The sequence below is a fragment of the Methylocystis sp. B8 genome, from assembly GCF_005771425.1.
Lineage (GTDB): Bacteria > Pseudomonadota > Alphaproteobacteria > Rhizobiales > Beijerinckiaceae > Methylocystis.
The window spans coordinates 133,792-152,805 of record NZ_VBTZ01000003.1; the positions used below are offsets into that span (position 1 = coordinate 133,792).

The window sequence follows — 19,014 nt, forward strand, 5'->3', positions numbered from 1 at the left end:
AGCTTTCCAGATACGCAGAACGTCGGAAGGCTCCGCGCAGTCTATGCTCGTCGAAATTGACGCCCGCGTGACGACGACGGCGTCTTGCGCTCAGGCGCGGCGCGCGTTCTGCTCTTCCTTGCCCCAGGCGAAAAGCGTCAGCGCCAGCACGCCGGCCGCGGTGATCAGAAAGTAAGGCATTCGCGCAGAGAAGGGCCGGCCGCCGACGGTGAAGGGGAACCGCGACACCCAGTGCTCGCCGTTCGGCCCGTCGACGGTGACGATCCCGACAAACTCGCCGGGCTCCTTGAACACATGTTCGAAGTTGAGCGTCCCCCCCGGATAAACCCTTGGCGGCAGATAGGCGACCGTGATGGCGTCGAGGCGCTGTTGCTCCTGCTGCTCGCCGACGTCGCGGATGATGCGAAAGTCTGTCGACATTCCGCGCATCTCGTCCTGAGCGTAATCGAAAACGAAGATTGTATCGCCGACCGTAGGAATGTCGTCGCAGAACCTGTTTCGTGACGCCGCTGGCTGATAGCCGGAGAAATACATGACATCCGGCCCGATTTTCAGCGGACAAGCGTTTCGCTGGCGCTGATTATGCGCGAAGGCGCTCGATCCAAACCCACTGACGAGCGCGGCCGTCGCCAGCAAGCAAATTGCATTCGGGGACTTCGACATGCCGTCCTCCCTAATCAGAGGCTGGGCGACTCCACTTTGAGAAACTCAGCTTGCGTGTCTCGTCTTCGTTCAATACCGGTTCGTGGCGTCGTCCACGCGCGTGCGATAGGTTATCCAGAAAGAACGCGTTAGGAACGAAAAAGATGCGCGCCATATCTAAATTCCTCTTTGTAGGGCTGCCGCCGCTCCTCTGCGGTTCAGCCTGGGCTGCCGATCTCAACGATTATCCGACCGCCGCCCGCGCCGATTACGTCTTTGGCTGCATGAAGGCGAATGGCGATACGCGCCTCTCGCTGGACCAGTGCTCATGCTCCATAGACGTCATCGCGACCATTTTGCCTTATGAGCGCTATGTCGCTGCCGAAACGGTTGCGAGCGTCAATCAGCAGGCGGGGCAGGTGGGCGCGCTGATGCGCAACACGGACGCGGCGCGGGATGTGCTTCAGGAGTTGCGCCGCGCTCAGGCTGAGGCGCAGGTGCGGTGCTTTTAGAAGCCAATCGATGCAACAGCTGGAGAGGCCATGCTTATTCTTATTCTCGGCATTGTCGTTTTTCTTGGCGTCCATACGCTCACGGCGTTTCGCGAAACGCGCATGAGCCTGATCGAGCGCTATGGGCTGCAGACCTATAAGGGCGCCTATGCGCTGGTCGCCGCCATTGGTCTCGCGCTCATCGTCTACGGCTTCATTCGCTATCGCGCCGAGGGGCTCATCCAAATTTGGACGCCGCCCCTATGGATGCATTATCTCGCGCCGCCGCTCGTCTGGTTCGCCTTTGTCGCGATCGTGAGCCGTCGCGCGCCCCCAGGGCGCATTCGCGGCTGGCTGCGCCATCCAACGCTCGTCGCGGTGAAAAGCTGGGCGCTCGCCCATCTTCTCGTCAATGGCGATCTCGGCGGCATGATCCTGTTCGGATCTTTCCTCGCCTGGGGGGTCTTCGACCGCATCGCCGTTAAGAAGCGCGGCGACGAAGGCGCGCCGCGGATTTCGGAATTCACGCGGGGCGACGCCATCGCGGTCGGCGTCGGGACGGCGCTGTTCCTGATCGTGCTCTATTTGCACCCGTGGCTGTTCGGAGTGCCGGCCGTGCTTGCGTAAGGCGACCAAGCGCCTCGTCTATGACTGCGCAGATTCGTCCTCGCTTGGCGCTTGCATCTCCAGGGTTCGACCCTGCCATGGCCAGCGGCCTTCGAGCTCCACCTCCATCGTGAAGCTCATCGCCGTTCGGATCATCACGATCAGGCCGAGGACGAAGACGTTCTCAAGGCTTGGATGTTCGACCGAGACCGTTCGGATGATGTCGCCGCCGACGAGGAACTCCAGTCCGAGCAAAATCGATCGGCCGACGTCCCTTCGGTAGCCTCGATAGGTGAGAGCGTCCTTTCTCCAGCGCGCCAGATAGGCGAGAGTCGACAGGGTTGCGCCGATGACGATGATCAGCACGCCGGTTATGTCGAGGATCAGGCCCGCGATATTGATAATCTGATGGATGTTCGCGAGGTAAGGCACTAGCGACTCGCTTTCATCCGCCGGCGCCGACGAGTCGCGACAGTGCCTCGGCGTGGCCGATGAGCGGCAGCAACGCGGCGAGCTCCGGCCCGCTCTCGGCGCCGGTGAGCGCCAGCCGTAGCGGATGGAAAAGCGCTTTGCCCTTCCTGCCTGTGGCCGTCTTGATGTCGCTCGTCCAGGCTGACCATGTGGTCTCGTCCCATGGCTCCGACGGCAAAAGTTGCGCCGCGTCTTTTAAGAATGACTCGTCCTCGCGTATCGGCGCGATCTCGCCGTCGACGACGCGCCACCATGTCAGAATATCATCGAAACGCGCAAGATTGCCGCGCGCCGCGCGCCATAGGGGCTCCGCCTTGCGGCCGACAATCGTCAGAGCTTCGAGCCGCTCGCGCACGTCATCAAATTCATAGAGCGCAAGAGTCCGATGCGTCAGAGTCTCGAGATCCGCCGGATCGAACCGCGCCGGATTGCGCGAAACATGCGAGAGATTGAAGCTCTTTGCGAGCTCCTCCAGCGAGCATACGGCGTGGATGTTGTCGGAAGAGCCGGTCAGCGTCGCGAGGGCGGCGACGGCCATTGGCTCGTAACCTTCTTCGCGCAGCGAGGCGATCGAGAGCGATCCGGTTCGCTTTGACAAGGCCTCGCCGCTCGCGCCGATCAGAAGATTGTGGTGCGCGAAGGTCGGCGTCGGTGCCTGAGGCGCGAGCGCGCGGATGAGCTGTAGCTGAACGGCGGTGTTAGTGACGTGATCTTCGCCGCGGATGATGTGGGTGATCTTCATGTCGATGTCGTCGACGACCGATGGAAGCGTATAGAGAAAGCTGCCGTCCTCGCGGATGAGCACCGGGTCTGAGAGCGCCGAGCAGTCGATATGCGCCGGCCCGCGAACGAGATCGTTCCATTCGACGACCTCTGGCTCGAGCATGAAACGCCAGTGTGGCCGCCTGCCTTCGGCTTCGAGCGCCGCACGGTCAGATGCGTTAAGGCGCAGAGCCGCGCGATCATAGACCGGCGGCAACCCGCGCGCCTGCTGCATCTTGCGGCGCTTCTCCAGCTCTTCCTGAGTTTCGTAGCATGGGTAGAGACGGCCCGTTCCGCGCAGGCGGTCGGCGGCGTCCTCATAGAGCGCCACACGCTGCGACTGCCGGAAAACTGCGTCCGGAACGATGCCGAGCCAGGCGAGATCGACCTCGATTCCGTCCGCAAATTCCTCGCTAGATCTAGCGAAATCCGTGTCATCGAACCGTAGCGCGAATCGTCCATGGTGGGCGACGGCGAACAGGAAATTGAATAGCGCGACGCGCGCGTTGCCGATGTGAATGCGGCCGGTCGGCGAGGGCGCGAAACGAACGATCGGAGAGGTCATGAGGAAGCTTCGTAAGGAGTTTCGGGAAGGGGGGCAGCAGCAAGGCTTTCAGCAGCAGTTCTCCTCTGCCTCGCGCCGGGAGAAGATTCTCGCGCCACCGTCCTTTTGCCAAGAGGCTGCGTCTTTGTCAGGCGGAATATCGAAATGGCCGCGTCCCGGCGTTGCGCGCCGGAAGCCAGGCGATTCCGCCAGCGTCCGGCGTCGCGATTCTCTGCGTTACGACTCTTAGGAAAAAGCGCCATTCATGATCTTGGCCTATATCTGCGCCGGCTGGTGCGCCGTCATTCTCATCCTCAATTACACAAGCGTGGGCCTGATGTCCCGGAAATGCCGGGCAAGGGCGCGTAATCTGCCGCCGCCCGAAGACGCGCCGCCGGTGAGCATCGTGCGCCCGTTGCGGGGGCTCGAGACTTTCAGCGAGGAGACGCTCGGCGCGACCTTCGATCTCGATTATCCAAACTACGAGATCGTGTTTTGCGTGCAGTCGCCAAACGATCCGGTAATTCCTCTCGTCGAGCGGCTGATGGCGGCGCATCCGGAGCGAGAAGCGCGGCTGCTTGTCGGCGACGATTACGTCAGCGCCAATCCTAAGCTCAATAATTGCGTCAAAGGGTGGGAAGCGGCGCGGCATCATCATGTGATCCTGGCCGACTCCAACGCGCTGCCGCCACGCGACTATATCCAGACGATGCTCGCGGCTTTCCGCGACAATACGGCGATGAGCGTTTCAATGCCGATCGGCTCGCGGCCAGCAGGCTTTTGGGCGACGGTCGAATGCGCGATCCTCAACACCTTTCAGGCGCGCTGGCAATATGGCGCAGAGGCGATCGGAGCCGCCTTCGCTCAGGGCAAGAATATGATGTGGCGGCGGGACGTGCTCGATAGGGCGGGCGGCATTCGCGCGCTGGCGAGCGAAATCGCCGAGGACGCCGCGTCCACCAAGGTCATCCGCGCACAAGGCATGGACGTTCGCCTGGTCGACATGCCTTTCGAGCAGCCGCTGGGAAAACGCACCGCGCGCGAGGTGTATTCGCGGCATGTGCGCTGGGCGCGGCTGCGGCGGGCGACCTTTCCCGCGCATTACGTTCCAGAATTCATGAACGGCAGTTTCGCGGCGATCGTGCTCGGGGCCTATGCCGCCGTTCAGCTCGACGGATCGATTTCGACCGTCGCGCTGGTTACGACGCTGATTGTCTTCTCTCTGCATGGCGGCGAAATTTGGCTCGCGCGCGTCTGCGGCTTTCCGCTCGACTGGCGGACGCCTTTCGCGCTGATCGTGCGCGACCTCATGCTGCCGGTGATGTTTATCGACGCGCTGATATACGATGATTTCGTCTGGCACGGCGCCGAGATGACGGTGCGCGAGGCGGAAGAGACGACAGGCTAGAGCGCGGCTCGGCGAATAAAGTGGAGCCCGGCTTTTCGCATAGAGCGCGCTCGAAACTTTTGAGGTCGATCACGTTATCTGCATTTGGACTATTTCGCCCAAATGCAGCGTGATCTGCGCGTATCACTCCGCCGCGTGCTGCTCCGGCAGGCCGCGGGCGAGGCGTTCCGCCTTCAAGAGCTCGGCTACCAGGAAAGCCACTTCGATCGCCTGTTCAGCGTTGAGGCGCGGATCGCAATAGGTGTGATAGCGGTCGCGTAGATCGCTCTCCGAGATCGCCCGCGCGCCGCCCGTGCATTCAGTGACGTCCTTGCCGGTCATTTCGAGATGAATGCCGCCGGCGTAGGTCCCTTCCGACTGATGCACGGCGAAGAAGCTGCGAATCTCCGACATGATCCGATCAAACGGCCGCGTCTTATAGCCTCCGGCGCTGACCGTATTGCCGTGCATCGGGTCGCAGGACCAGACGATGTTGCGGCCCTCGCGCGTCACCGTCCGCACTAGGCCCGGCAGCGCATCGGCGATCTTGTCCGCGCCGAAGCGGCAGATCAGCGTGAGCCTGCCCGGTTCGTTCTCTGGATCCAGCGCGTCGATGAGGCGAAGAAGCGCGTCAGACTTCAGGCTCGGACCGCACTTCAATCCCAGCGGATTTTTGACGCCGCGCACGAATTCGATATGCGCGCCATCCTCCTGGCGGGTGCGGTCCCCGACCCAGAGCATATGGCCGGAAGTAGCGTAATAATCGCCTGTCGTTGAGTCGACTCGGGTGAGCGCCTGTTCGTAGCAGAGCAGCAACGCCTCATGCGAGGTGTAGAAGTCTGTGCCGCGCAACTCCGGGTGATGCTCCGGATTGAGGCCGATCGCGCGCATGAAGCCTAAGGTTTCAGTGATCTGATCGGCGAGCTTCTGGTAACGCTCAGACTGTGGGCTGCTTTTGACGAAGCCGAGCATCCAGCGATGGACGTTCTCAAGATTGGCGAAGCCGCCCGCCGCAAAAGCGCGGATGAGGTTCAGCGTCGCCGCCGACTGTCGATAGGCGAGGAGCTGGCGTTGCGGGTCCGGCTCGCGCGCCTTGGCGGTGAAGGCGAGGTCGTTGATGATGTCGCCGCGATAGCTCGGCAGTTCGAGGTCGCCCTGCTTTTCGACCGGAGAGGAACGCGGCTTGGCGAATTGGCCGGCGATACGCCCGACCTTCACCACAGGCGAAGCGGCGGCGTAAGTCAGCACGACAGCCATCTGGAGAAAGACGCGGAAGAAGTCGCGAATGTTGTCCGCCGAATGCTCCGAGAAGCTCTCGGCGCAGTCTCCGCCTTGCAGCAGGAAAGCCTTTCCTGCTGCGACATCGGCTAGCTGACGCTTCAGATTACGCGCTTCGCCGGCGAAGACCAGCGGAGGGAAGCCGGCGAGCTGACGCTCGACATCGGCGAGCGCCGCCTGGTCGCGATAGACCGGCGTCTGCTCAATCGGCAAATTCCTCCAGCTCCTCGGCGACCAACGTTCCACTTCATAAAACTCCGCAAAATCAACGCCTCGATGGGCGCTGGGGTCGTCTCGCAGCGACGCCAGCGGCGCTTATAGAGGATAATAGCCCTAAATGCGACCCTTCGGCCTATCCCGTGATTTGGCGAAGCCAGCGGCAACCGGCTATAAACTAGCGAGACACGAGCGCGACCGAGCGGGGGACAAATCGGGGCGATGCCGTTTATTTTATCGCAATTCCTCGAAGCATCTCGCTGGCTCGGCGCCCTTCTGGTGCTTGCCGTCCACACATCCAACCTCTTCATCAACATAGCAGACATCATGAGCGCGCCCCACGCGCCGCTTGCCTACGCCTGGTGGTTCTATGCGGCGTTCGAGCTGGGACATCAGGCGGTAGTCGCCTTCTTTGTGATGTCAGGCTATCTCGTTGGCGGCGCGGTGTTGGCGCATCTGCGCAAGAACCAGGACTTCCTGCGCGAATATTTCATTCATCGCATCTCCCGGATCTATCTGGTCGTGCCTGCCGCGGTCACGGTTACGCTCGTTCTGGATACGCTTGGTAGATCAATGTTTGCTAACAGCGGCGTTTACGATTGGCCGTTTTTCAAGGGCCATTTTTCCATGCTGCTGTTTTTTACAAGCCTTCTCAATCTGCAAGGCATCGCCTTCGACTATTTCGGAACCAACGGGCCCCTGTGGTCCCTCGCCTGCGAGTTCTGGTACTACGTCACCTTTCCGCTGCTGCTGCTCCCCTTCGCGCGCAATTACCCGCTCGCGATGCGCTGGGGAGGTTTCGCGCTTGGCGTGGCGCTGGTTCAGGCGCTCTCCACGCCGCCGAGCTGGTTTACATTTGGATTCATTCTTTGGGCCGCCGGCGCGTTCGCCACGCTGATTCCGCGCCCCCCTATTCAGTCGCGCTGGAGGGCGCTTCTCCTCTACGCCATCGTCGTTGCGATAATTCGCCTTGTCGTACGCGGATCGATCGTGCAGGCGCATCCCTGGCTTATGAACGCGGCGGATCTCGTCGGCGCAGGGCTTTTCCTCGTCGTGATGCTTGCCTTCCGCTACGGCCCGTCCGAAGGCTTTTCGCTGCTGCGTCCGAAATTCCACAAGACGCTCGCCGATTTTTCCTTCTCGCTTTACAGCATCCACATGCCGATCTTGATCTTCGCGCGCGCGGCGGTCAGCAGCCTAATGGGAGAAGACTGGGCGACGCAGCTGGCGACGCCAGGGAATTATGCGGTGGGCTTTTCGGTGATGGGGATCGCCATTGTCTCCGGCTATTTGTTCTCTCGCGTCACCGAGGCGAAAACAGGCGCCGCGCGTCGTAAACTGCGCGCCCTTCTGGACAAATGGTGGGCGCCGACCCCGCCCGTTCCGGCGCCGCAGCCGGTTCCGGCGCAACAGGCCCGTCAGCGCATCGAAGCTTAGGCCTGCGGCCTGAGCAGCCGCGACGGCGCGCGCATCGTTACGAGCTCTTCCGCCATTGTCGGATGCACAGCCATGGTGGCGTCGAAATCGCTCTTCGTCGCTCCCATGCGCAAGGCGATGGCGACAAGCTGCGCCATCTCGCCGGCCTCGGGACCGAGAATATGCGCGCCAAGCACGCGCCCATTCGAGTTGTCCACGATGAGCTTCATGTAAACGCGTTCGGCGCGCCCCGAGAGCGTCGCGCGCAGCGGACGGAATTGCGCTTCGTAGATATCCAGCGCCCCATGGCGTGCGAGCGCCTCGCATTCGGTCAGTCCGACCGTTCCAATTTCTGGCGTCGTGAAGACGGCGCTCGGCGTATGCTCATAATTGATCGTCGTCGGCGTCTCGCCGAAGACGCTGTCGGCGAATGCCTGACCTTCGCGAATGGCGACGGGCGTAAGATTGACGCGATCAGTGACGTCGCCGACTGCGTAGATGGACTCGACGCTGGCGCGCGAATGCGCATCGACCGCGACAGCGCCATTTTCCCGAAGATTCACGCCGACGGCCTCTAGTCCGAGATTCTGCGTCAATGGCCTGCGCCCCGTCGCCACAAGGACGCAGTCGACCGTAAGCGACGCGCCGTCGCTCATCTCGACCTCAAGACCCGCGGCGCCTTTCGTGATGCGCGTCGGCAGAACGCCAGCCCGGTGTTCGACGCCCGCCGTCTTGAGGGCATCGGCAAGGCGTGAGCGCAGATCATCGTCGAAGCCGCGCAGCGGCAGATCGGCGCGATAGGCGAGGCGCACCTTCGCGCCAAGCCGCGCGAACACGCTTGCGAATTCGACCGCGATATATCCGCCTCCGACGATCAGCAGCCTTTGCGGAAATTCCGGCAGATCGAAAATCTCGTTTGAGGATACGCCGAGTTCGATGCCTGGAATGTGCGGCGCGAGCACTGGCGCGCCGCCGGTGGCGATGAGAATATAGCGCGCGCGGGCGGTACGGCCGTTGGCGAAACGCACGCTATTAGGGTCGGTGAGCGTTGCACGCGCGCGGATAAGTTCGACGCCCGAACTCGCGAGCGCCGCCTCGTAAAATCCTGAAAGTCGCGTGATCTCTTTTTCCTTGGCCGCGACAAGCGTCGGCCAGTCGAATGCAACGTCGCCGACGCGCCAGCCGAAACCTGTGGCGTCCTCGAATTCGTCGCGGAAGCGGCTCGCGAGCACGTAAAGCTTTTTGGGGACGCAGCCGCGGATGACGCAAGTGCCGCCGACGCGAAACTCCTCGGCGATGGCGACTTTCGCGCCGTGACTGGCGGCGACGCGCGCCGCCCGCGCGCCGCCCGACCCTGCGCCGACGACGATAAGATCATAGTCGAAAGTCATAGGGGGTCGCCTGATATGTTTCCTAAGATGCGCACGCCCTCGGCGCCCGCGATGAAAATCGCGGTGGCTAGGCCGATGAACAGTCCGTGATCCACGACTCCGGGAATCGCCGAAAGCCGCTGAGCGAGCGTTTCAGGATCGTCGATCGCGCCAAACGCGCAATCGACGATGTAATGTCCGCCGTCGGTGACGAAGCGCTCGGCAGGCGCGACTTCGCGCAGCATCAGCGGTCCGATGAGTCCAAGCCCGCGCGCCATGCGTTCGATCTGCAGCATGGTGGAGCGCGCGCCAAAACGATCGATTTCAACGGGCAGGGGGAAGGCGCCAAGCGTCTCCACCTCCTTCGTTGCGTCCGCAATGACGAACATTCGCGTCGAGGCGGCAGCGACAATTTTCTCGCGCAGCAGCGCGCCGCCGCCGCCTTTGATCAGGCGAAGCGCGTGGTCGAATTCGTCGGCGCCGTCGACGGTGAGATCGAGCTGCGGCGTCTCGTCGAGAGTCGAGAGCGCTATTCCAAGGCCTTCGGCCTGAGCGCGCGTGCGCTCGGAGGTCGGCACGCAGACGACGTCGAGACCATCCTTGACGCGGGCGCCGAGAAGATCGACGAAATGCGCCGCGGTTGATCCTGTGCCGAGTCCTAACCGCATGCCATGCGTCACAGACTCTAGCGCGGCGCGCGCCGCGGCGCGTTTCATTCCTTCGGCTGAAAGTGCGCTCATGGACATTTGCTTTGTCGCGTCGCTCGGCCTATTTGGCCGGCGGCGTGCAGACCACCGCGGTTTCGTTCAGCACAAAGCAGATCGACATCAAGCCCGAACGCAAATCGACGCGGAACACCCCGCCTTCGCCCGTGTGCCGCGAGGCGACCAGCGCATATTCGCTGAAAGCGCCGGCGCGCGCGCCTTCGCCTGGCGGATAGCAGAGCGTCACGCCGACCGCTGCGCCTTCCTTCAGCCCATATTGGCAGGCGCCGACCTCGCCATTGGATCGATCCAGGCGAAACACGCGATTGAGGTCCGTCTGCGGCGCTGCAAGAAACTCGTAATTTCCGGCGGCCGCCGCCGACGCCCCAAGCTCGGCGAATAAAAGCGCGCCAGCTGTCAAAACTAAAATTCGCCGCATTTGGAAATGGCGCGTTCCACGCATAGTTGCGCTCCCTCTCGCGAATCGGTCGGCGCAGTCTACACGCAGAGCTTCGAGCGCGGAGCCGGTAAAATTGGCGGGGCGCCTTGATCCCGGCCGTTTGCGCGGCTACGCCGTCAAGCTATGGCGACTCGCGCTCCCGTTCTCATTTTTGACCTCGACGGCACATTGGCCGACACCGCCCATGATCTCATTGGCGCGCTCAATGTGCTGCTGATGCGCGAGGGTCTGGCGCCGCTCGCTCTAGAGGCTGCGCGGCCGCTCGTCGGGGGCGGGGCGCGGGCGCTGATCGAGCGCGGCTTCGCCCGTCGGGGGGAGCCGCTCGAACCTCTGCGCGCCGATGCGCTCGTGCGTGATTTTCTTATGCATTACGAGGCGCACATCGCCGACGAGAGCCGGCTTTTTCCTGGCGCCCTCGCGGCGCTCGATCGGTTCAGGGCGGCGGGGTTTCGACTCGCTGTCTGCACCAACAAATCCGAAGGGCTTGCGCGATTGCTGCTGCAAAAGCTCTCGGCGGCGGACCGCTTCGCAGCGATATGCGGCCGCGGCAGCTTTCCCATGCACAAACCCGATCCCCGCACGCTGTGGTTGACGATCGAGGCGGCCGACGGCGATCCGCGGCGCGCGGTGATGGTGGGGGATTCGAAAACAGATATCGACACCGCCCGCGCCGCCGGGGCGCCGACGGTGGCGGTGGATTTCGGTTATACCGACACCCCGGTCGCGGCGTTTTCGCCCGATCGCATTATCTCTCATTTCGACGAGCTATGGGATGCGGTGACGTCTCTTGAGGATGCGCTGTTTTCGGAGGCGCCGCTGACGACGTGATCTTTGGCGCCTTCGCCCGCGGCGTCCTTCATTATAGCTCACGAGGTCTTCGCTATGGAGAAAATGCATTTCACGCGAATGGACCGGGGAACCGATGAGGATTTCCAGATCCTCAAGAAAGTTCACGAGCACACGCTGAAAGAACTGCCCGACCGGCTCTTCGGACTGCTGCGCGATCTGAGCAAGGACACCGCTTACAACATCACCCGCTACGATCATTGTCTTCAATCGGCGACGCGCGCGCTGCGTGACGGCAAGGATGAAGAATATGTGGTCGTCGCTTTATTGCATGACGCTTGCGAAACGCTGGCGCCCTTTAATCATGGCGAAGTGATCGCCGCGATTTTGAAACCCTTCATCAGCCGCAACAATTATTGGATGCTGGCGCAGCACGGCCTGTTCCAAACCTATTTCTATGCCGCTCATTTTGGCCTGGACCCCAACGCCCGCGATAAATTCAAATCCGATCCGGCCTATGAGCAGACAGTCGAGTTCTGCGCCAAATACGACGAAGTGTCCTTTGATCCCGCTTACAAGAACGAGCCGCTCTCGACCTTCGAGCCGATGGTGCGCCGCGTTTTGTCGAAGCAGTGGACTCCACCGTGAACGGGCGCCAGCGGCGAGGCTTGAGCCTCTCCAAGACGCTCGGCCCGTCTTGACGGACGGCGCTGGGTTCTCCTACACGAGGAGATCGTTCGCCAAGGCGACGGGCGGCTAGCTCAGCGGGAGAGCACTCCCTTCACACGGGAGGGGTCACAGGTTCAATCCCTGTGCCGCCCACCATTAAACTACTGAAAATATTGACATCGGTGAAATGCATTTGCACTGAACTGTGCATGCCGGCGCAGAACGGCGTATGAAATGGCACATTCGACCCGTGGAAAATCCATGGAATTTGTTTTCCCTTAGTTCTTTGCGCGCCCTCGGGGCGGCGCCATGACCCGCGCGATCGACGTCGCTAACTGGCAGCGCCTCGCCTTAGTCCCGCAAGAGATATTCGACGACGAGTTGAAGCACTCTCCGCGCCCGACGACGAATGGGCTCATCAAGGCCGGAACAACCCCAAAGCCGAACCAAGTCGACCCAAAGGTCCTGTGGCTATGGTTCTATTGAGGGAATTTCTTGCATCATCTTCCACACTCGATTTTTTTGAGAAGGCATTGGCGGCAAATTCCTCGAATAATTATCCGGCAGCTTGCCAGTTTATTCGTTGTGGCGTCTTGCCGAGCGTCAACGAGTCTGACGTCGGCGATGATGATCCGATACTGATTGCGCCCGCTTAGAGTAACCTCAATTTGCACCGAAGCGCCTTACGACAACGCCCGCCATGCTTGGCGGGCGTCTTTAATGCGAATAGCCTGGGCGTTACTGGCAAACCCAAACCCATTGGCCTTGATCCCATACCCAGCAGGGACCGTGGACGTGGCCGCCGCCCCCACCGTAGTAGCCATAGCCGCCGCCGCTCCAATCGCGGTGCATGTGGCGGCCGTGCCCTCCGTAGTCCGGCAGATATCGACCGTCGCTCCATGCGCCGGCTTGCGCCAATGACGCCCATAACATCGCAGCTGTTAGAACTGCGCCAGAAGTTAGAATTTTGCGCATAGGGTCCTCCCTATTCTTCTGACGGAGAGCTATGGCGTCTGGGAGCGAATTAAAGGGGTCCGCGCCGGGCCGGCGATTTCACGTGAAGCGAAGCTTTGCCTAAGAAAAACGCCCCGCGGCATATCTACAGCGGGGCGTTTCGAGGCATTTCTTTCGTCGCGTAAACTGCCACGAAGAAAGCGGTCGCAGCATCATTGCTCAGTGTGTCAGCGACAAACCCATTCCCATCCCATCGCGGGGTCCTCCACGCCGTGAAGCGCTTGCTTCGCGGGTTGCGTGGCGTAAACGTTTAGCAGCTAGGCCTTATCGCCTCGCGCACGGGGCCGATAGCGAGATCAGTCGGCGATAAGAGCCATTTCGGGCACATGAGCAGGAATGGACAATTTCGCGCCCGTATTCGCGACGATTTCCTCGATCTCAACGCCTGGGGCCCGTTCGCGCAGCGCCAATCCGTCTTCGGCGGGCTCGATCACCGCTAATTCTGTGACGATCAAACTGACGCGGCGCGCTGCGGTTGGCGGCAACGTCAGTTCCTCGACGATCTTTGGAGCGCCCTTGGCGCTATGTTGCATGGCCACGATGACGCGTTTGGCGCCAGTGACGAGATCCATCGCGCCGCCCATGCCAGGCACGATTTTTCCGGGAACCATCCAGTTGGCGAGCCGCCCCTTTGAATCGACCTGGAGTCCGCCAAGGACCGTCATGTCGACGTGGCCGCCGCGAATGAGCGCGAAACTCGTCACGCTGTCGAACGCGATCGCGCCCGGCAATGCCGAGATGAAGCCGCCTCCAGCATCCGTCAGGTTGGGGTCTTCCATGCCTTGCGGCGGCGGCGCGCCAAAACCGATGATGCCGTTTTCGCTCTGAAACGCCACATGCATGCCGTCCGGTACGTAAGCGGCGACGAGAGTCGGCAGGCCGATGCCGAGATTTACCAGCATTCCGTCACGCAATTCGAGCGCGACGCGGCGAGTGATGACTTCCTTCGCGTCCATCAGCACGCTCTCCCCACAAGATGATTGACGAGCACGCCAGGGGTGCGGACGGCGTCCGGCGGAATCACGCCGACCGGCACGATGTGATCCGATTCGGCGATGACGCAGTCAGCGGCGAAAGCCATGACCGGATTGAAATTCGCCGCCGTCAGACGATAGGTGAGATTGCCGAAATAGTCCGCCTCATGTGCGTGCAGCAGCGCGAAATCGGCGCGAATCGGCGCTTCAAGAAGATAGTCCGCGCCGTCGATTTCAAGAACGCGCTTGTCTTCCGCCACGGTCGTTCCGACGCCAGTCGGCGTCAGCACGCCGTCGAGCCCGCTGCCGCCGGCGCGGATGCGCTCGGCGAGCGTGCCCTGCGGAACGAGCTCGACGTCGATTTCCCAGGCGATCATTTTTTTCTGCGTCGCGGGATTGGTGCCGATATGCGACGCTATGACTCGCGTCACGCATCCCGCGTCGATCAGCTTGCCGACGCCCACGCCTGGTCGCGCGGTGTCGTTGCCAATAATTGTGAGCCGTTTCACGCCGCGGGCCGCCAACGCGTCAAACAAGCGTTCGGGCGAGCCGACCCCCAAGAAACCCCCAAACATCACGCTGGTGCCGTCCGGAATGAGATCGGCGGCTTCCTTCACACTAATTGCTTTTCGCATGAGGCGCGCCTAGCCCATGTTGTGAAGGCCGGCGTCGACATAGATCGTGTCGCCGGTCATTCCGGAAGCGCCGCCGCCGACGAGGAAGGCGACGACACGGCCGACTTCGGCGATGTCGACCAATCGGTGTTCCGGACTCCGCGCAACCGCTGCGTCAACAAGCTCATCGAATTGAGCGATCCCGCTGGCGGCGCGAGTCTTCAGCGGGCCGGGAGACACGGCATAGACGCGGATGCCCTTGTCGCCGAGCTCGGCCGAAAGGTAGCGGACTGTCGCCTGGAGCGCCGCTTTCACCGGACCCATGACGTTGTAATGATTCACGACCTTGTCGGCGCCGTGATAACTCATGGTCAGTATCGCGCCGCCCTGCGTCATCAGCGGCTCGGCAAGGCGCGCCATCTCAATGAAGGAGTAGCAAGAGATATGCATTGCCTGCTGAAACCCGGCGAGCGAGCAGTCGACGACGCGGCCGTGGAGATCCGCGCGTGGCGCGAAAGCGATGGAATGAATAAGGAAATCCAGCGCGCCCCATTCGGCTCGGATTTGGCTGAACGCCGCTTCGAGCTCGCCTGGATGCTCGACGTTGAGCGGCATGATCAGGCTTGCCTGAATTTGCTCAGCGAGCGGCCGAACGTATTTTTCAGATTTTTCGTTCGCGTAGGTTATCGCGAGTTCCGCGCCGAAGGCCCGCAGCTTTGAAGCGCAACCAAAGGCGATGCTGTGCTCATTGGCGACGCCTACGACGAGGCCGCGTTTGCCGCGCAACATATCCCCAATACGGCTTTCCGGGTCCCACACTTTCGGGAGTGGGTCGACCGCTCGACGGGTCTCGTCGACAAGCGTCATCACGTCGTTCCTTGCATGCGGCTATTAAGCGTCGGCTTCTAGAGCTGCGTGGTGACGGCTTAATGAATGAGCCCCAAGATGGCGGATGCGCGAAGCGCTGTCAGTGAGCGGTCCAGCCGCCGTCCATTGCGAGAATCGCGCCGGTTATCGAGCTGGCGTCTTCCGACGCCAGGAAAACCGCAAGCGCCGCGACTTGCTCCGAAGTGACGAATTGTTTCGTCGGCTGCGCTTCAAGAAGCACGTCGTGAACGACTTCCTCGCGGCTCATGTGGCGCGCCTCCATTGTCGCTGGGATTTGTCGCTCAACGAGAGGAGTCCAGACGTAGCCGGGCGCGATCGCGTTTACCGTGATGCGGTCGCGCGCGAATTCGAGCGCGGCGGTTTTGGTCAGTCCCGCAATGCCATGCTTTGCCGCGACATAGGCGGATTTGAAAGGTGAAGCGACGAGCGCATGAGCCGAGGCGGTGTTGACGATGCGTCCCCAGTTGCGTCGTTTCATGCCGGGCGCTACAGCGCGGATCGTGTGGAAGGCCGCGGACAAATTGATCGCAATAATCGAATCCCATTTTTCAGGCGGGAACTCTTCCAAGGGCGCCACGTGCTGCACGCCGGCGTTGTTGACCAGAACATCAACGGACCCGAAGGCTTCTTCGGCCTCGGCGATCATATTGGCGATCGCCGCCGGCGACCCCAGATCCGCGGCGCAATAGATCGATTTGACGCCAAACTCGTGCTCAATTCCGAGGCGCTCCTCCTCAATGTCCTCGGCGGCGCCAAGACCGTTGATGACGACATTGGCGCCCTGCGCAGCAAATGCGCGAGCGATGGCGAGACCGATGCCGCTTGTCGAGCCCGTCACGAGCGCCGTCTTGCCCAGGATCATCTGAATGCCCACTGATAAAGTTTAGCACACGCTAGCGTAAACCGGCTGCTCAACTTCTATGTGAAGCTTTGATGATATTTCGGTGAAGAGTTCGAAATCGCCGTGACAGGCGCCGCGTTTTCATCTGGCTGTCAAAGGCGAGCGCCAAAATTACGGACGATGATCCAGCATACTGGATGCGGCTGCAGGCGCGATACGACCGGCTCGCAATCGCTTCATGCGGAGGCGGCATGGCGACAAACCACAATCCGATCCGCAACACCACTTGGGACGAGCTGCAGATTGGGGCAAGCGCGCGTATCGAGCGGTCGTGTACGACCGAGGACCTGATACTTTTCGCGCATGCCTCGGGCAATCTCAATCCGCTGATGCTGCCGGGCGGCGACGGCCATTCCGATGCGATCGCGCCGTCGCTGTGGGTCGGTTCGCTCGTTTCGGCGGTGCTCGGCAACCTTTTGCCTGGACCCGGCACGCTCTATCTCGCGCAGAATTTTCGTTTCAAAGAGCGCGTGCGGCCCGGCGAGAAACTCGTCGTGGAAGTGCGCTGCACGGAGAAGCGAGAGAGGCCCGTCGCATTGTTCGACGTGCGCGTAACCAAGAAAGATGGTTCGACAGCATGCGAAGGCCTCGCTGAAGTGGCGGCGCCGCTTGAGACAACCATTTCGCGACGCGAAGACTTGCCAGCGATTATCTTCGATCAGCACGACCACTTTTCTCGGTTGATCGATCGCGCCGGAGAGCTTGATCCGCTGCGCACAGCAGTCGTATGTCCCGACGAGCAGAATTCGCTCGCCGGCGCCGTTCTCGCCGCCGAGCGCCGGCTTATCGAGCCTCTATTGATCGGTTCGCGAGCAAAGATTCTCGACGTGGCGGCGACATCCGACATCTCGATCGACGAGAGTTGGATCATAGACGCAGCAAATGCGTATGAAGCTTGCCGTCGCGCCGTCGAACTAACGCAGCGCGGCGAAGCGCGCGCCATCATGAAGGGCAATGTGCATTCCGATGAAATCCTAGGCGCGATCGTCAAGAAAGACGCAGGTCTGCGAACCGCGCGGCGCATCAGTCATGTTTTTGCGATGGACGCGCCGACGCTCGATCGCCTGCTCTTCATTTCCGACGCCGCAGTGAATATCGCGCCTGACCTGTCGGTAAAGGTCGACATTGTTCAAAACGCCATCGACCTCGCTCACGCCTGCGGCGTCGAAACGCCGAAAGTCGGCGTGCTCTCCGCCGTTGAGACTGTCAACGTCGCCATTCCTTCGACGCTCGACGCCGCGATCCTGTCGAAAATGGCGGAACGTGGACAGATCAGGGGCGGGATCGTCGATGGTCCGCTGGCGATGGACAATGCTGTCGATATTGGGGCCGCGCGCACAAAGGGGATTACCTCTTTCGTCGCGGGGCGCGCCGATATTCTGATCGCGCCTAACATCGAAGCCGGCAACATGCTCGCCAAGGAGTTGACCTTCGTTGCGCGGGCCGAAGCCGCCGGCCTCGTGCTCGGCGCCAAAGTTCCCGTGATGCTCACGAGCCGCGCCGACAATGACCGCGCCAGGCTTGCTTCGAGCGCGCTCGCCGCGCTCTACGACCACTGGCGCGAGACCGGCGCCGTGATCTCTGCGTCGGAGTCGTTGCCCAAGGCCGCGGAGTAAGCTTTTGCGTCAACACGTTGTCACGTTAAACGCGGGATCCTCGTCGATAAAGTTCGCTTTGTTTCGCGTCGAGGCGGATAGACCGATCTTGATCGCCAATGGCCAGGCGGAAGGACTCGGCGCGACGCCGAGTTTTCGCGCGCGCATTGTGGGCGGCGACGATCATTCCGTGTCGCTTGCTGCGAGCGATCACGCGACCGCGACGCGCGCCATCGTCGACTGGATCGACGACGCCTTTCCCGACATCAGCGTCAGCGCGGTCGGGCACCGCATCGTTCATGGCGGCGTCGATTATGCCGCGCCAGTCCTTCTCGACGATCATATCGTCGCGGCGCTTCAGGCGCTCATCCCTCTCGCGCCGCTGCATCAGCCGCATAATCTCGCGGGAGTCGCCGCGGCGCGGACAGCCTTTCCAGGCGTGCCGCAGGTCGCCTGTTTCGACACCGCCTTTCATCGGGGCCATGATTTCGTCAATGAAGCCTATGCCCTGCCGCGCGCGCTTTACGACCGGGGTCTGCGCCGCTTCGGCTTTCATGGGCTTTCCTATGAGTTCATTGCGCGCCGCCTATGTGAGCTCGATTTCCAATGCGCCAAGGGACGCGTGATTGTCGCGCATCTCGGCAACGGCGCGTCGCTTTGCGCAATGAAGAATGCGCGGTCTGTCGCTTCGACAATGGGATTTTCGGCGCTTGAGGGCCTGCCTATGGGCACGCGCTGCGGCCAGATTGATCCCGGCCTTCTGCTCTATCTTCTGGAACACGACAAAATGTCGACGGCGGAGCTCTCCCGCTTGCTGTATCGCGAGTCGGGACTCTTGGGTCTTTCCGGCGTCTCTCAGGACATGCGCGCGCTGGAAGCGTCTGACGCCCGCTTCGCGCAGGACGCGATCGATTATTTCGTTCATCGCATCCAAATGGAAATCGGCGCGCTTGCGGCGACGATCGAAGGCGTTGACGCGCTCGTCTTCACCGGTGGCATTGGCGAGCATTCGGCGCGCGTGCGCGCCGGCGTTATCGGAAAACTCGGCTGGCTTGGCTTGGCTATCGACCGCGACGCCAATGAGGCCCACGCTCAACTGATCTCCGCGCCCTCTTCGTCAGCCTCAATCTATGTCCTCGCGACGGACGAGGAGGCGATGATCGCGCATCACGCGATAGAAGCCTTTGGCCTGATCCCCGCGGCCGCGGCTTGAATGGGAGCTAAGA

The 19,014-nt window shown here is 61.7% G+C and carries 20 protein-coding genes and 1 tRNA gene; 10 read left to right on the plus strand and 11 right to left on the minus strand.

Annotation, left to right across the window (positions count from 1 at the left end; genetic code table 11):
• Positions 1-90: 90 nt before the first annotated feature.
• On the minus strand, positions 91-663 hold the full coding sequence (locus FEV16_RS07385) for a hypothetical protein (protein WP_138166987.1): 573 nt from the start codon (positions 661-663) through the stop codon (positions 91-93).
• Between the two features lie 143 nt (positions 664-806).
• On the opposite strand from FEV16_RS07385, the gene FEV16_RS07390 reads away from it, so the two are divergent.
• Positions 807-1,154, plus strand: a complete 348-nt coding sequence (locus FEV16_RS07390; protein ID WP_138166988.1) for a hypothetical protein — start codon at positions 807-809, stop codon at positions 1,152-1,154.
• A gap of 30 nt (positions 1,155-1,184) precedes the next feature.
• On the plus strand, positions 1,185-1,760 hold the full coding sequence (locus FEV16_RS07395) for an NnrU family protein (protein WP_138166989.1): 576 nt from the start codon (positions 1,185-1,187) through the stop codon (positions 1,758-1,760).
• 18 nt (positions 1,761-1,778) lie between these two features.
• Here the strand turns inward: FEV16_RS07395 and FEV16_RS07400 are convergent, their stop codons facing one another.
• Together FEV16_RS07400 and gltX are read right to left on the minus strand one after the other, a co-directional pair.
• Positions 1,779-2,171 carry a DUF1622 domain-containing protein gene (locus FEV16_RS07400; RefSeq protein WP_138166990.1) on the minus strand — a complete coding sequence of 131 codons (393 nt, stop codon included), beginning with the start codon at positions 2,169-2,171 and terminating at the stop codon, positions 1,779-1,781.
• 13 nt (positions 2,172-2,184) lie between these two features.
• The gene (gene gltX, locus FEV16_RS07405; protein ID WP_138166991.1) at positions 2,185-3,537 is read right to left on the minus strand and encodes a glutamate--tRNA ligase; all 1,353 of its coding nucleotides are present in this window, start codon (positions 3,535-3,537) and stop codon (positions 2,185-2,187) included.
• 244 nt (positions 3,538-3,781) lie between these two features.
• Between gltX and FEV16_RS07415 the strand changes: the two genes are divergently transcribed.
• Positions 3,782-4,924 (plus strand): ceramide glucosyltransferase, encoded by a 1,143-nt coding sequence (locus FEV16_RS07415; protein ID WP_138166993.1) that lies wholly within the window; start codon positions 3,782-3,784, stop codon positions 4,922-4,924.
• Between the two features lie 123 nt (positions 4,925-5,047).
• Here the strand turns inward: FEV16_RS07415 and FEV16_RS07420 are convergent, their stop codons facing one another.
• Positions 5,048-6,427 (minus strand): 3-deoxy-7-phosphoheptulonate synthase class II, encoded by a 1,380-nt coding sequence (locus FEV16_RS07420; RefSeq protein ID WP_138166994.1) that lies wholly within the window; start codon positions 6,425-6,427, stop codon positions 5,048-5,050.
• 192 nt (positions 6,428-6,619) lie between these two features.
• Here FEV16_RS07420 and FEV16_RS07425 point away from each other — a divergent pair, with 192 nt between their 5' ends.
• A complete protein-coding gene (locus FEV16_RS07425) occupies positions 6,620-7,834 on the plus strand; it encodes an acyltransferase (protein ID WP_138166995.1) in 1,215 nt (404 codons plus the stop codon).
• Here FEV16_RS07425 and gor read toward each other — a convergent pair.
• The 3 genes from gor to FEV16_RS07440 are packed head-to-tail and all read right to left on the minus strand — an operon-like array spanning position 7,831 to position 10,326.
• On the minus strand, positions 7,831-9,204 hold the full coding sequence (gor, locus tag FEV16_RS07430) for a glutathione-disulfide reductase (RefSeq protein WP_138166996.1): 1,374 nt from the start codon (positions 9,202-9,204) through the stop codon (positions 7,831-7,833). The two genes, FEV16_RS07425 and gor, sit on opposite strands and share 4 nt — an antisense overlap.
• Positions 9,201-9,923: a ribose-5-phosphate isomerase RpiA gene (gene rpiA, locus FEV16_RS07435; protein WP_138166997.1), complete on the minus strand. Its 723-nt coding sequence runs from the start codon at positions 9,921-9,923 to the stop codon at positions 9,201-9,203. Before rpiA ends, gor begins: the two co-directional genes overlap by 4 nt.
• A gap of 28 nt (positions 9,924-9,951) precedes the next feature.
• Complete coding sequence (locus FEV16_RS07440; RefSeq protein ID WP_246657216.1) at positions 9,952-10,326, minus strand: hypothetical protein; 375 nt, start codon at positions 10,324-10,326, stop codon at positions 9,952-9,954.
• 144 nt (positions 10,327-10,470) lie between these two features.
• Here FEV16_RS07440 and FEV16_RS07445 point away from each other — a divergent pair, with 144 nt between their 5' ends.
• From FEV16_RS07445 to FEV16_RS16855, 4 genes are all read left to right on the plus strand, one after another.
• Positions 10,471-11,175 (plus strand): HAD-IA family hydrolase, encoded by a 705-nt coding sequence (locus tag FEV16_RS07445; RefSeq protein WP_138166999.1) that lies wholly within the window; start codon positions 10,471-10,473, stop codon positions 11,173-11,175.
• Positions 11,176-11,238: 63 nt separating this feature from the next.
• Positions 11,239-11,781: a phosphohydrolase gene (locus FEV16_RS07450; protein WP_246657217.1), complete on the plus strand. Its 543-nt coding sequence runs from the start codon at positions 11,239-11,241 to the stop codon at positions 11,779-11,781.
• A 102-nt stretch (positions 11,782-11,883) separates the two neighbouring features.
• Positions 11,884-11,958: transfer RNA gene (locus tag FEV16_RS07455), tRNA-Val, on the plus strand.
• A gap of 153 nt (positions 11,959-12,111) precedes the next feature.
• Positions 12,112-12,288, plus strand: a complete 177-nt coding sequence (locus FEV16_RS16855) for a hypothetical protein (RefSeq protein ID WP_171015161.1) — start codon at positions 12,112-12,114, stop codon at positions 12,286-12,288.
• 824 nt (positions 12,289-13,112) lie between these two features.
• On the opposite strand, the gene FEV16_RS07460 is transcribed toward FEV16_RS16855, so the two are convergent.
• The 4 genes from FEV16_RS07460 to FEV16_RS07475 form a co-directional block, all read right to left on the minus strand.
• Positions 13,113-13,772, minus strand: coding sequence for a 3-oxoacid CoA-transferase subunit B (locus FEV16_RS07460; protein WP_138167001.1), 660 nt, complete (start codon positions 13,770-13,772; stop codon positions 13,113-13,115).
• Positions 13,772-14,425, minus strand: coding sequence for a 3-oxoacid CoA-transferase subunit A (locus FEV16_RS07465; protein WP_138167002.1), 654 nt, complete (start codon positions 14,423-14,425; stop codon positions 13,772-13,774). The genes FEV16_RS07460 and FEV16_RS07465 overlap by 1 nt, the downstream gene beginning before the upstream one ends.
• 9 nt (positions 14,426-14,434) lie before the next feature.
• Positions 14,435-15,271, minus strand: a complete 837-nt coding sequence (gene fabI, locus FEV16_RS07470; protein WP_171015162.1) for an enoyl-ACP reductase FabI — start codon at positions 15,269-15,271, stop codon at positions 14,435-14,437.
• A gap of 100 nt (positions 15,272-15,371) precedes the next feature.
• On the minus strand, positions 15,372-16,160 hold the full coding sequence (locus tag FEV16_RS07475; protein WP_171015175.1) for a 3-hydroxybutyrate dehydrogenase: 789 nt from the start codon (positions 16,158-16,160) through the stop codon (positions 15,372-15,374).
• 224 nt (positions 16,161-16,384) lie between these two features.
• Here FEV16_RS07475 and FEV16_RS07480 point away from each other — a divergent pair, with 224 nt between their 5' ends.
• A complete protein-coding gene (locus tag FEV16_RS07480) occupies positions 16,385-17,809 on the plus strand; it encodes a bifunctional enoyl-CoA hydratase/phosphate acetyltransferase (RefSeq protein WP_138167004.1) in 1,425 nt (474 codons plus the stop codon).
• 4 nt (positions 17,810-17,813) lie between these two features.
• On the plus strand, positions 17,814-19,001 hold the full coding sequence (locus tag FEV16_RS07485; RefSeq protein ID WP_138167005.1) for an acetate/propionate family kinase: 1,188 nt from the start codon (positions 17,814-17,816) through the stop codon (positions 18,999-19,001).
• The last annotated feature ends 13 nt before the right edge of the window (positions 19,002-19,014 follow it).

Excerpts from the sequence above, each read along its gene's own strand:
- FEV16_RS16855 (WP_171015161.1), top strand. The coding sequence starts at position 12,112 with ATGACCCGCGCGATCGACGTCGCTAACTGGCAGCGCCTCGCCTTAGTC.
- gltX (WP_138166991.1), bottom strand. The coding sequence starts at position 3,537 with ATGACCTCTCCGATCGTTCGTTTCGCGCCCTCGCCGACCGGCCGCATT.
- FEV16_RS07465 (WP_138167002.1), bottom strand. The coding sequence starts at position 14,425 with ATGCGAAAAGCAATTAGTGTGAAGGAAGCCGCCGATCTCATTCCGGAC.
- FEV16_RS07390 (WP_138166988.1), top strand. The coding sequence starts at position 807 with ATGCGCGCCATATCTAAATTCCTCTTTGTAGGGCTGCCGCCGCTCCTC.
- gor (WP_138166996.1), bottom strand. The coding sequence starts at position 9,204 with ATGACTTTCGACTATGATCTTATCGTCGTCGGCGCAGGGTCGGGCGGC.
- FEV16_RS07415 (WP_138166993.1), top strand. The coding sequence starts at position 3,782 with ATGATCTTGGCCTATATCTGCGCCGGCTGGTGCGCCGTCATTCTCATC.
- FEV16_RS07480 (WP_138167004.1), top strand. The coding sequence starts at position 16,385 with ATGGCGACAAACCACAATCCGATCCGCAACACCACTTGGGACGAGCTG.
- fabI (WP_171015162.1), bottom strand. The coding sequence starts at position 15,271 with ATGACGCTTGTCGACGAGACCCGTCGAGCGGTCGACCCACTCCCGAAA.
- FEV16_RS07460 (WP_138167001.1), bottom strand. The coding sequence starts at position 13,772 with ATGGACGCGAAGGAAGTCATCACTCGCCGCGTCGCGCTCGAATTGCGT.
- FEV16_RS07395 (WP_138166989.1), top strand. The coding sequence starts at position 1,185 with ATGCTTATTCTTATTCTCGGCATTGTCGTTTTTCTTGGCGTCCATACG.
- rpiA (WP_138166997.1), bottom strand. The coding sequence starts at position 9,923 with ATGAGCGCACTTTCAGCCGAAGGAATGAAACGCGCCGCGGCGCGCGCC.
- FEV16_RS07445 (WP_138166999.1), top strand. The coding sequence starts at position 10,471 with ATGGCGACTCGCGCTCCCGTTCTCATTTTTGACCTCGACGGCACATTG.
- FEV16_RS07425 (WP_138166995.1), top strand. The coding sequence starts at position 6,620 with ATGCCGTTTATTTTATCGCAATTCCTCGAAGCATCTCGCTGGCTCGGC.
- FEV16_RS07450 (WP_246657217.1), top strand. The coding sequence starts at position 11,239 with ATGCATTTCACGCGAATGGACCGGGGAACCGATGAGGATTTCCAGATC.
- FEV16_RS07385 (WP_138166987.1), bottom strand. The coding sequence starts at position 663 with ATGTCGAAGTCCCCGAATGCAATTTGCTTGCTGGCGACGGCCGCGCTC.
- FEV16_RS07440 (WP_246657216.1), bottom strand. The coding sequence starts at position 10,326 with ATGCGGCGAATTTTAGTTTTGACAGCTGGCGCGCTTTTATTCGCCGAG.